This is a genomic window from Frankia sp. CoWAU3 (assembly GCF_977971855.1).
The window spans coordinates 32,119-42,844 of sequence record NZ_CDWWXB010000002.1 but is presented as its reverse complement, the minus strand read 5'-3'; the positions used below and the strand labels follow the sequence as shown (position 1 = coordinate 42,844).

The 10,726-nt window shown below is 69.1% G+C and carries 9 protein-coding genes and 2 tRNA genes; 8 read left to right on the top strand and 3 right to left on the bottom strand.

The annotated features are described in order from the left end of the window. The first annotated feature begins 303 nt into the window (after positions 1–303). The 4 genes from ilvE (at position 304) to cimA (ending at position 4,436) form a co-directional block, all read left to right on the top strand. The gene (gene ilvE / locus AC08ON_RS00610; protein WP_476606000.1) at positions 304–1,230 is read left to right on the top strand and encodes a branched-chain-amino-acid transaminase; all 927 of its coding nucleotides are present in this window, start codon (positions 304–306) and stop codon (positions 1,228–1,230) included. 191 nt (positions 1,231–1,421) lie between these two features. Next, complete coding sequence (locus AC08ON_RS00605) at positions 1,422–1,808, top strand: CBS domain-containing protein (RefSeq protein ID WP_476606001.1); 387 nt, start codon at positions 1,422–1,424, stop codon at positions 1,806–1,808. A 110-nt stretch (positions 1,809–1,918) separates the two neighbouring features. Beyond that, on the top strand, positions 1,919–2,596 hold the full coding sequence (locus tag AC08ON_RS00600) for a Crp/Fnr family transcriptional regulator (RefSeq protein ID WP_035731281.1): 678 nt from the start codon (positions 1,919–1,921) through the stop codon (positions 2,594–2,596). Between the two features lie 235 nt (positions 2,597–2,831). Beyond that, positions 2,832–4,436, top strand: coding sequence for a citramalate synthase (gene cimA / locus AC08ON_RS00595; protein WP_476606002.1), 1,605 nt, complete (start codon positions 2,832–2,834; stop codon positions 4,434–4,436). Between the two features lie 103 nt (positions 4,437–4,539). Here the strand turns inward: cimA and AC08ON_RS00590 are convergent, their stop codons facing one another. After that, positions 4,540–4,803, bottom strand: coding sequence for a hypothetical protein (locus AC08ON_RS00590; RefSeq protein ID WP_011438003.1), 264 nt, complete (start codon positions 4,801–4,803; stop codon positions 4,540–4,542). 314 nt (positions 4,804–5,117) lie between these two features. Between AC08ON_RS00590 and AC08ON_RS00585 the strand changes: the two genes are divergently transcribed. The 3 genes from AC08ON_RS00585 (at position 5,118) to AC08ON_RS00575 (ending at position 6,299) form a co-directional block, all read left to right on the top strand. Further along, positions 5,118–5,897 carry a fumarylacetoacetate hydrolase family protein gene (locus tag AC08ON_RS00585; protein ID WP_476606003.1) on the top strand — a complete coding sequence of 260 codons (780 nt, stop codon included), beginning with the start codon at positions 5,118–5,120 and terminating at the stop codon, positions 5,895–5,897. A gap of 168 nt (positions 5,898–6,065) precedes the next feature. Then, positions 6,066–6,137, top strand: a tRNA-Gln gene (locus tag AC08ON_RS00580). An 89-nt stretch (positions 6,138–6,226) separates the two neighbouring features. Next, positions 6,227–6,299 (top strand) — tRNA-Glu (locus tag AC08ON_RS00575). 121 nt (positions 6,300–6,420) lie between these two features. Here AC08ON_RS00575 and AC08ON_RS00570 read toward each other — a convergent pair. Then, positions 6,421–6,696, bottom strand: coding sequence for a hypothetical protein (locus AC08ON_RS00570; RefSeq protein WP_476606004.1), 276 nt, complete (start codon positions 6,694–6,696; stop codon positions 6,421–6,423). Positions 6,697–6,897: 201 nt separating this feature from the next. On the opposite strand from AC08ON_RS00570, the gene AC08ON_RS00565 reads away from it, so the two are divergent. Continuing rightward, a complete protein-coding gene (locus AC08ON_RS00565; RefSeq protein WP_476606005.1) occupies positions 6,898–8,472 on the top strand; it encodes a sensor histidine kinase in 1,575 nt (524 codons plus the stop codon). Between the two features lie 92 nt (positions 8,473–8,564). Here AC08ON_RS00565 and AC08ON_RS00560 read toward each other — a convergent pair. Continuing rightward, the coding region (locus AC08ON_RS00560) for a protein kinase domain-containing protein (protein WP_476616276.1) at positions 8,565–10,726 on the bottom strand (2,162 nt) is incomplete at its 5' end.

Genomic DNA, 10,726 nt, shown 5'->3' with positions numbered 1-10,726 from the left:
CCCTGGCGGATCGTGCCGCCGCGGGAGCGGCCCAGCCGTCGACACGGGAACGTGGCGAGGACCTCGCCGCGCGGGCTGCGGGCTGAGTTCTCGTCATGCCGGTCTTCTCGTCACCCCGCCACGCCGCCGGTGGAGGCCGGATGGTTGATCGCCTCGGGGCCCTTCCGGTCCAGGTGCGTCGTGGTTATTCTCTACGGGAGCCGTAGATCCGGTAAGACGGCAGCCGACAGGGCCCCACCACGGCGAAGATCGGCGGATTCGTCATCTCCTGTTCGCTTCGTCGCACTTTGGCCTGGAGTCGCCGTGCCTATCACCCCAACCTCGAAGATCTGGATGAGTGGAGAGTTCGTCGACTGGGACGACGCCCGCATCCACGTGCTCAACCCGACCCTGCACTACGGGTGGGGTGTGTTCGAAGGCATCCGCTGCTACGAGACGGCCCAGGGGCCCGCCGTGTTCCGGCTGACGGACCACATCGCCCGTCTCTACCGCAGTGCCAAGATTTATGTGATGGAGCCGTCCTTCACGCCGGAGCAGGTCGTCGCGGCGACGAAGGAGACCATCGCGGTGAACGACATCGCCTCCTGCTACATCCGGCCGCTGATCTACCTCGGTTACGGTGAGATGGGGCTCAATCCGTTGCCCTCTCCTGTCGAGGTCATGATCGCGGTGTGGCCGTGGGGTGCCTACCTTGGCGAGGAGGCGGAGGAGAATGGCGCCCGCGCGATGATCTCCTCCTGGAAGCGGAACGACCCGAACATCACGCCGCCGGCGGCCAAGGCGTCCGGGCAGTACCTCAACTCGTCCCTGGCGAAGGTCGCGGCGGTCAAGGCCGGTTACGACGAGGCAATTCTGACCAGCCCCAACGGCCACATAGCCGACGGCACCGGGGAAAACGTCTTCATCGTCTCCGGACGCAAGGTCATCACTCCGCTCCTCACGGACGGTCCGCTCGGTGGCATCACCCGCGCCTCGATCATGAGGATCGCCGCCGACCAGGGGTACGAGGTGATCGAGCAGCACATCGTGCGCACCGACCTCTATCTGGCTGACGAGGCGTTCTTCACCGGCACGGCGGCCGAGATCGTGCCGATCGTCGAGGTGGACGACCGGCAGGTCGGGAGCGGGAAGCCGGGCCCCGTCACCCGGGAGCTGCTGGAGATCTTCCACCGCGCGACCCGAGGGGAACTGGACCGATACCAGGAGTGGAACGAGTTCGTCCAGCAATAACGCCGTGGCCGGCGTCGTCGCGGGCGTTCCACGTTCCCCCGCGTCCCGGCCAGGGCCGTGAGCCCGGCCCCGCGTGGCCGGGCTCACATAATGCCCATGCCGAAGCGTCGTGCGCTCTGGTCAACACGGCAGGCAGGGCCTACCGTCGCGAGTAGCAGTTTTCACGAATGCACAAGCGTCGGGAGGGCGTCGTGCGGGTTTCGGAGGGTATGAGCTCCCTTGTTCTCATGATCGGCCCGGGGCACACGCTTCGCCAGGCGGCGAGGCTGATGGCGGCGCGCAAGGTCGGTGCCGCGGTCGTCCACGATGCGGACAGCGAGGGCTACGGGATCCTGACCGAACGGGACGTTCTGCGGTCGATCGCTGCGGCTCAGGATCCGGATGTCGAGATCGCGGGTGACCATCTCACCCGCGATGTCGTCTTCGCGGATCCGGAGTGGTCCTTGGACGAGGCGGCTGCCGCGATGCTGCGAGGTGGTTTTCGGCACCTCATCGTTACCTCGGGTGGTGGCGTAGCCGGAATCCTCTCCATGCGCGACGTGGTACGTTGCTGGAGTAGCCAGCATGTTACGGTATGATGTCGGCTGTGTCGTACGCCGGGAATGCTTGCGGTCTGCCGCCGAATCCGATCCCGTCGTCCGGGGTAGTTGGGGAACATGAGGCAGGCGGACGGCGCTACGGTCACCGCATGCACGACAACGAGGCGGTCGCCCTGCTCCGAGCGACCACGCTGCTGAAGGAACTGCAGGAGGAGGACCTGTTGCGGCTCGCCACGCGAGCCGTCACGCGACGTTTCCGGCGTGGACAGGTTGTCTTCACGGAAGGCGAACCCGCCGACACCCTTCTGGTGGTCGCCTCCGGACGGTTGAAGGTGCTCACGAAGGCCGATGACGGCCGTGATCACGTTTTGAACATTGTCGGGCCACGGGAAACCCTGGGAGAACTCAACATCGTCGAAGGGGGGACCCGGTCCGCCGGCGTCGAGGCGCTCGAACCGAGTACCGCGCTGGTTCTCGACCGCACCGCGGTGTGGGAACTCGTGCGGGAACGACCGGCCGTCGCCGAGCAGCTCATCCGAGCACTGGTGGCGCACGTGCGACGCCTCACCGGAGCGAATGCCGACCTCGTCTTCCTCGATCTGCCGCGACGCGTGGCCAAGTTGCTCCTGCTGCGGATGCGGGAGGCAGGGCGTCCAGTGATCGAACTCGGCCTCACACAGACCGAGATCGCCTCGCTGCTCGGCGGTTCCCGCCAGTCGGTGAACCAGGCGTTGCGCGAGTTCGAGCGGAGGACCTGGATTCTCTCGGAAGGTCAGACCATCACGATCCTGCAGGTCGACCGGCTACGTCGGTTCGCGGGGGACTGAGATCCTCCGCTATGGCGCACGCCACATCCGTCACATGTCGGGCCTGTTACATCGTAGGCTTGTCACCCGGCGGCGAACCCGTCTCCGTCGCGCGCTTCGGTCGCTGACCCCTGGGACCGGGCGCGTGGCGGCCCCAGGTTCCCGAACTCTGCTCGGTTCGGCGTGCCGGAGGTTGTCCGGACCGCTCGGCTTGGCCGGGGCGGAACGAACCAAGATCCTTGCGGAGGGGCGCCCCTTGCGGCCATACGATCCCGATTCCCTGCACGTTTATGACACGACATTGCGGGACGGTACCCAGCAGGAGGGGCTGTCGCTCTCGGTCGGCGACAAACTCGCGGTGGCCCGTCACCTGGACGATCTCGGCGTCGGTTTCATCGAGGGCGGCTGGCCGGGATCGAACCCGAAGGACGCGGAGTTCTTCACCCGGGCGCGCGGCGAACTGAACCTGACGACCGCCGTGCTGACCGCCTTCGGGGCCACCCGGCGGGCGGGCCGCGCCGCCGCGGACGATCCCCAGGTGGCGGCGCTTCGGGACGCGGGGACCTCGGTGGTCTGCCTGGTCGCCAAGTCGGATCTGCGCCATGTCGAACGTGCCCTGCGCACCACCCCGGCCGAGAACCTCGCGATGATCCGGGACACCGTCGCGCATCTGCGCGCGGAGGGAAAGCGGGTGTTCGTCGATGCCGAGCACTTCTTCGACGGCCATCGGGTGCATCCCGACTACGCTCTTGAGGTCGTCTCCGTTGCGGCCGAGGCCGGTGCCGAGGTCGTCGTGCTGTGCGACACGAACGGCGGCATGCTCCCGACGCGGATCGGCGCGGTCGTTGCCGATGTTCTCGCCGCAACCGGCGCCCGGCTCGGTATCCACTGCCACGACGACGCCGACTGCGCGGTCGCGAACACCCTGGTGGCGGTGGAGGCCGGCGTCACCCACGTGCAGGGCACCGCAAACGGCTACGGCGAGCGGTGCGGGAACGCCAACCTGCTGAGCGTCATCGCGGGCCTGGAGACCAAGTTGGACCGGGCCGTGCTGCCGCCCGGGCGGCTGCGTGAGCTCGTCCGGGTCTCTCACGCGATCGACGAGGTCACCAACTCCGTGCCCGACCCGCACCGGCCTTACGTCGGGGCCAGCGCCTTCGCGCACAAGGCCGGCCTGCACGCCAGTGCCGTCAAGGTCGATCCGGACCTGTACCAGCACATCGACCCGGCGGTCGTGGGCAGTGACATGAGGATGCTGGTCTCGGAACTCGCCGGTCGGGCGACCATCGAACTGAAGGGCCGTGAGCTCGGCCTCGACCTGTCGAACCAGCGTGAGGCGCTCGGACGGGTGGTGGACCTGGTCAAGGAGCGGGAGGCTGCCGGATACGTCTACGAGGCCGCGGAGGCCTCCTTCGAACTCCTGCTGCGCGACGAGGTAACCGGCCGGCAGCAGTTCTACACCCTCGAATCCTGGCGCGTCATCGTCGAGCAGCGTCCGGGCGGCGAGGTGGCCAGCGAAGCGACGGTGAAGCTCACCTCGCACGGCGAACGCCACGTCGCGACGGCGGAGGGGAACGGACCGGTCAACGCTCTCGACACGGCACTGCGCAACGCGCTGGAGAAGGCGTATCCGGGGTTGGCCGATCTGGACCTGGTGGACTACAAGGTTCGGATCCTCGACGGCAAGCAGGGGACCGGCGCGGTGACCCGGGTCCTGCTGGGAACCAGCGACGGCCGCGAGCGCTGGGACACGATCGGCGTGGACGAGAACATCATCGCCGCCTCCTGGGCGGCTCTGGAGGACGCCGTCGACTACGGACTGCGGCGGCAGGGGGAGAGCCCGGACCCGGTCGCGCCCTGACGCCGGGCCACACCCCCGGGCGGGCCGCGCTCGGGGGGTGTGGCCCGGCGTATCGCCCGCGGAGCAGCCCGCCGCCGCGGGCCGGTCCGCCGGCTACGTGCGGTCAGTCCTGCGGGATCTCCTCCCACCACTGGCACCACCAGTCGCCGCCGACCAGAACGCGCAGCTTCGGGTGCCAGCAGTAGGCGATGTCCTTGTCGGTGTCCAGGTAGTACAGGCAGTTGTCGCACCGCTCGTCGCCGTTGGGTTTACCCCGCAGGATCGCGTCTTCGGCCAGGTGGCCCAGTTTGACGCTCAGCTCCTCGTCGATCGGCTTCGGCTCGGGTGCGCCGACGTCGTAGACGGGGGTGGTGTCGGTCTCGCTCACCGTCTTCCTTTCCTCTCTTCTGCCGGTCCTCTGCCGGGTAGCTTGCCGGGTAGCTCCGCGGTGATGTCGGCCGTCCGCGTCGGCTCTGGTCAGTACAGGACAGCGGGACCGGGTGGCCGCCATCCGCTGGTGGACCAGGCGGTGGACCAGGCGCGGATTCTGGCCTGATTCTCGGTCACTCGTCACCGTTCTGGCGAACCTGATCAGGCCCCGGCCGTGGTCATGTCGGTCATACAAGTCATACCCGCGGCGTGGCGGGGCCGCCCACCGGCCGGTCGTGTCAGCGCCTTCCGCGGGCTCGGTACGGTTTGGGGATGCGTATCGCGAGGTTTACCGATGGTTCGGAGCCTGGGTTCGGGATTGTGGAGGGGTCGATCGAGGCGGGTACGGCCGTGATCTGCGGCATCACCCCGCATCCGTTCGGTCCGTTCTCCTTCACCGGCGTCCGCCGGGGGCTCGGCGACGTGCGGCTGCTCGCTCCCGTACTGCCGAGCAAGGTGCTATGCGTGGGCAGGAACTATGCCGACCATGTCCAGGAGATGGGCGGTGACACCCCGCCGCAGCGTCCGATTCTCTTCCTCAAGCCCTCCACCAGTGTCGCCGGGCCGGGCGATCCGATCATCCTTCCGTCGGACAGCGAGCGGGTCGACTTCGAGGGCGAGTTGGCGATCGTCATCGGCCGGCTGTGCCGTGACGTCCCGGTGGAACGGGCCTTCGAGGTGGTGCTCGGCTACACCTGCGCCAATGACGTGACCGCTCGCGATCAGCAGAAGGCGGACGGCCAGTGGACCCGGGCCAAGGGCCATGACGCCTTCTGCCCCCTCGGTCCCTGGATCGAGACGGATCTCGACCCGGCGGATCTGCCCATCCGCACCACCCTGGACGGCGAACTGCGCCAGAGCTCCCGAACCGGCCTGCTGCTGCGCGACGTCCCCTCGTTGATCGCCTACCTGTCGTCGGCCATGACGCTGCTACCCGGCGACGTGCTGCTGACCGGAACGCCCGCGGGCGTGGGGCCGATGTCACCGGGGCAGACGGTGGCGGTGACAGTCGAGGGCATCGGGACCCTCACCAACCCGGTGACGGCTCGCTAGCGCCCGCGGTGCGATCCTCCGCCGGGTGGCCGTGGATCGGGTGGCTGCCGGTCGTTCCCGATGCCCCAGCCACGGGACGTGACGGGGATGACCGGCGTACATCGGCACCCCGGCGCGCTGATGTGCCCTCTGCATGCGGTACAGTAGGCAGCGCCCGGACAGGGCCCATGGGGTATGGGGTAATTGGCAGCCCAACGGATTCTGGCTCCGTTAGTCTAGGTTCGAGTCCTGGTACCCCAGCTGCACCAGATCTACCGCTTGGTTGAAACTGGCCGCTATACTGTATAGTGTGACGCGCGCGTAAGCGCGTAAGTAAGAACCAGAGTCTTGGCCCCGTCGTCTAGCGGCCCAGGACGCCGCCCTCTCAAGGCGGTAGCGCCGGTTCGAATCCGGTCGGGGCTACACAGTGATTTCGTCTTTGATTCTTCGCAGAGGGTGAGAGATACGCCCTCGCACCAAGACCATCGATGGCCCCCGGGTTTCTCTCCCGGGGGGCCATCGTTATGTCGGGCGCGATCCGGGCCTACCGCACAACCTCGAACCGCAGCATGGCCGCGGGGTGGCGGGCCATCGTGCACGCGCGGCAGCCGCAGGACGCCGGGCCTCCGCGGCCGTGGACCACTTCGATCTCGGTGTCCGGGGTCGAGGCCACCAGGCGCAGCTGGGGGCGCGCGGCTCGGGCCATGACGGCGGTCAGCGCGGGATCGTCGGCGGCACCCGGCTGCGGCGGGCCGATCCGACCCGCGGTCGACGGGGCGATCGCGGAAGCGGTCGAGGCTGTCAGGGCCACTGAGGGCACGGTGTCCTCCTCCATGGGGGGCCGTCTCGGGGCCACCCCGCGGACCACAGCCTGGCGGGGAGAGCGAGGTCCGCGCCATGCTCCGTTGAGCCCGGTACCAGGTGGTGCAGATGGCCTAGTCAAACCTGGGCACTGTCGCCATGCGACACCACCCTTGACAACCATGGTGCTCCAGCACCGGATCGGTACAAACTTGCGCGGATGTCCACCGTCAGTCCATCGACACCCGAACGCGCACGGCGTCGGCATGGTAGTGCGCATGTGGGGCGCGCCGCCCGCCATGCTGGTCGGCTGCGTCCGCCGGGATCGGCACCGGAGCAGGTGGACGTCCTGCCGGGAGTTGCCCGGCGCGTCACCTCGCTGCTTCCCCAGGGCCGCGGTCTGCCCATCGAGGACTGGACGGCCCGTCACACGTTGATGTGCCTGGTGCTGGCGATGCACCCGCCGGTCATCGTCTGTTACGCGATCTGGCGCGACCTGAGCCTCGTGCACGGCTTTCTGGCGGCCAGTCTGCCGGCGCTGCTGTTCGCCTCTGCGGTGGTGCCCGGCCGCCGTCGGGTCCGTGCCCTGGCCGCCAGCCTCGGGCTGCTGTGCTGTTCGGTCGTCCTCGTCCATCTCTCGGGCGGCCTCACCCCGATGTACTTCCACTTCTTCGTGGTCGTCGCATTGATCGCGCTCTACGAGGCGTGGACCGTCTACCTGCTGGCGATCGCCTTCGTGTTCGTCGCCAATCTGGCGATCGGCAACATCATCTCGGCCGACGGGGAGTTGCTGGACAACGCCTGGCTGGTGGCCGGCCTGCATGCCGGCTTCATCTTCGCCCTTGCCTGCGCACAGATGGTCTTCTGGCATTACAACGAGCAGTCCCGCCGCCGGGTGGAGCACTACCGGCAGCAGCTCTACGAGGGTCAGCAGAGCCTGATGGCCCGGTTGGAGGAGACCGACAGGATCCGCAGCGACCTGGTTGCGACGGTGTCGCACGAGTTCCGCACGCCACTGACCGGTATCCGCGGAAACCTGCTGACCATCAAGCGCCGTCGCCACCGGCTCTCGGACGCCCAGCTCGACGATCTGCTCGATGCGGCGGTGAACTACTCCGATCGCCTCTCCCGTCTGCTGGAGAACATGCTCACGGCCGCCACGGCCACCGGCACGGACGAGACCACCATCGCCGATCTGCCGGAGGTCGTCCGGCACGTGCTCGCCACGCTCTCGTACGCCGGGTCGCCGAGCAGCGTGACGGTGGATCTTCCGCCACAGCTGCCGGTGCGGATGGCCCGGCAGGCCCTCATCCAGGTGGTCGCGAACCTCGTCGACAACGCCCTGGTGCACTCCTGGCCGGGAGCGCCGGTACGGCTCATCGCCGGCCGGGTGGGCGACGAGGTCGTCCTGCGCGTCCGCAACCCCGGGCCCGATCTCGACCCCGACACCATCCGCCAGCTCTTCGAACCGTTCACCCAGCGGGACAGCACGGCGACCCGCCCCACGGACGGGGCCGGCATGGGGCTCTATGTCGTGCGACGCCTCGTCGAGGTACACGGGGGACGGCTGCGGATGTCCTCGGAGAATGGCGAGATCATCGTCGAGGTGGACCTGTGGGCGGCGACCAGCCTGGCGGCGCTCGCGCCGGAGCCTGAGGCGGAACTGCCGGTTCCGATGCCCCTGCCGCGCAGTATCCGGGTTGACGAGGAGCCGGGTAAGCCACGGCTTACCGGCGGGCCACTCGCTGGTTCCCGGGACGACATCCGCTCGTTGCCCATGGACCGTTTCGGCTGAGCGGGGCGGGAAGACCGTTCCCCGTGCCGGGCTGATCCCCGTGCCGGGAAGGCGCCGGGACCTGCCCAGACGGCGGCCCAATGGTCAGGCGTTCAGGTCTTGGCCGTCGATGTCGATGTCGATGTGGGGGTCGGGGCCGGGGCGGACGCTGGGGGCTTGGTGCAGGCCAGGGTCAACGTCACCGTCGTGGAATGGCGTGGACGCTGTCCGGTGGGGGAGTATGCCGACACCTTGCTGGTCTCGCTGTTGGTGCATGACCCGTTGACCGCGGTGGAGGTGAAACCGGCGAGGGTGAGCTGCCACTTGGCGTCCGACTCGGTCATTCCGATGACGCCGGGTACCTGCGCGCAATCCTCGACCTGCAGGTTAATCGTGGCTGTTTTGGCAATCTTTCCGGACTTCGGGGACTGGTGCGCGACGGTGTCGACCGCACCGGCGCCGTAGCACCCGAAGGCCTTACTGAGGTTCGTGAAGCCCGCCGATTTCAGGGTGTTCTCCGCCGTGGTGAACGAGCTGCCCTCGGTGTTGGGAACGGTCGCCGTGCCGTCGTCGGTGGGTGACGGGGACGGGCTGCTCCGTGCCGTCGGGCTGTTCGTCGGCGTGGCCCCCGTGGGGCTGGCCGCAGGCGCCGTGCCGGCGCCGGGGGAGGGAGATCCCTTCGCACTGGGCCGCGGGGTCGTCCCGCCCCCGGAGAGGCTCGTCGGGTTGACCCCAACGGCCATGCCCGGAGCGGCTCCGCTGGTTCCGAAGCCGGAACCGCCCGAGGCCGCCGCGGCGGACACCCCGCCGGGACCGTCCGCGCTCAGTTCCGCGCCGGTGCCCCCGCTGGAGGCGAGCGCCCAGCCGCCGGCACCGGCGACGAGGGCGACGACAAGGCCCGCACCCGCCGCAATCCGGCTACGCCGCCGCCGGTCGGCAGCCGCCCGCGAGGCGGGCCCGGCCCCACCGATCGGGGGGCCGGGTTGGTGGTTCGCCGGGATCGCCGACATGACTGTGTTCGTGTCCGCGGCCGGGGCGTCGGAGCGGGCCGGGACCCGCAGCGCCGGCTGCATGCCGGTCGGGGCGTCACCGTCCCACCCTCCCCGGCCGCCGGTGGCCGGGGCCATCCGGGTGCGCTCGACACCGCCCTCCCGTCCACCGGCCTGCGTGCCACCGGCCTGCGTGGCGGTGGTCAGCGGACTTCCCGCGATCTGCGTGTGCTCCAGGTCGGACCAGGCGGCTGCGCCGCCCGCCCCGACCACGCATCCCGCGCCCCCCGCCGCGGCCACGGCGGCGGAGCGCACCACGCGCTGCGTTCCCGTGGTGGGGGAATGATCCGCGCTCCGGGCCGCGGACGCGCCGGCGAGTGCGGAAAGCTGGATTCGGTTGTCATGGTCGGCATGGCTGCCTGGCCTGGACGCGTAGCCGCCCCCCCAACGGCTGGCCTCGAGCGCCTCGACCAGGTCTTCGGCCGCGTCGGCGGCGCTCACGGGCCGCCCCCTCGGGGACTTGGCGAGCATTCCGGCCAGCACACCCCACACCGGCGCAGGCACACCCTGGATGGGCTGGGGCTGTTTTTCGCGGTGCGCCTGCAGGAGCTCGGCCGGGTTGGGGGAGTCGAACGGCGGCGAACCCGCGAGAAGCTCGTACAGCACGACTCCCGCCGAGTACACGTCCGCTGCCGGGGTCGGTGGCGCGCCCGTGCTCAGCTCGGGGGCCATGTAGAGCGGGGTCCCGATCGGTCCAGTGACGCTGGTCCGGGACGAGCCATTGATCATCTGGGCGATCCCGAAGTCGGTCAGGCGCACGATCGGATGAGCCGGATCGGAAGTGTCGATGAGTATGTTCTCGGGTTTGACGTCCCGGTGGACGACGCCGGCGGCGTGCACGCTGTCGAGCGCCCACAGGGTGCCGACGACGAGCCGGACCGCCTCCTCCACCGGTCGAGGCCCGAACTCGCGCAGATGGGTCCGCAGGTCGGGACCGTCAACCAGATCCATGACTATGGCGAGCACGTCGGGTTCGTTCACCAGATCGCGTACGGCGACGAGATCCGGGCTGTCGAGGTCGATCAGAAGGTCCCATTCACGCAGGAAGCGCTCCACGATCTCGGGATCGTCGGCGAGCTCGGGGCGCAGCACCTTGATGGCCACGGGAGCACCGTCCGAGACGGCGGCGCCCCGCCAGACCTGGCCGGTCGTACCCTGCCCGAGTATCTCGTGCAGCACGTACCGCGAACCCAGTTTGCGCACCGCGCGTTGTCCCCTTCTTTGGC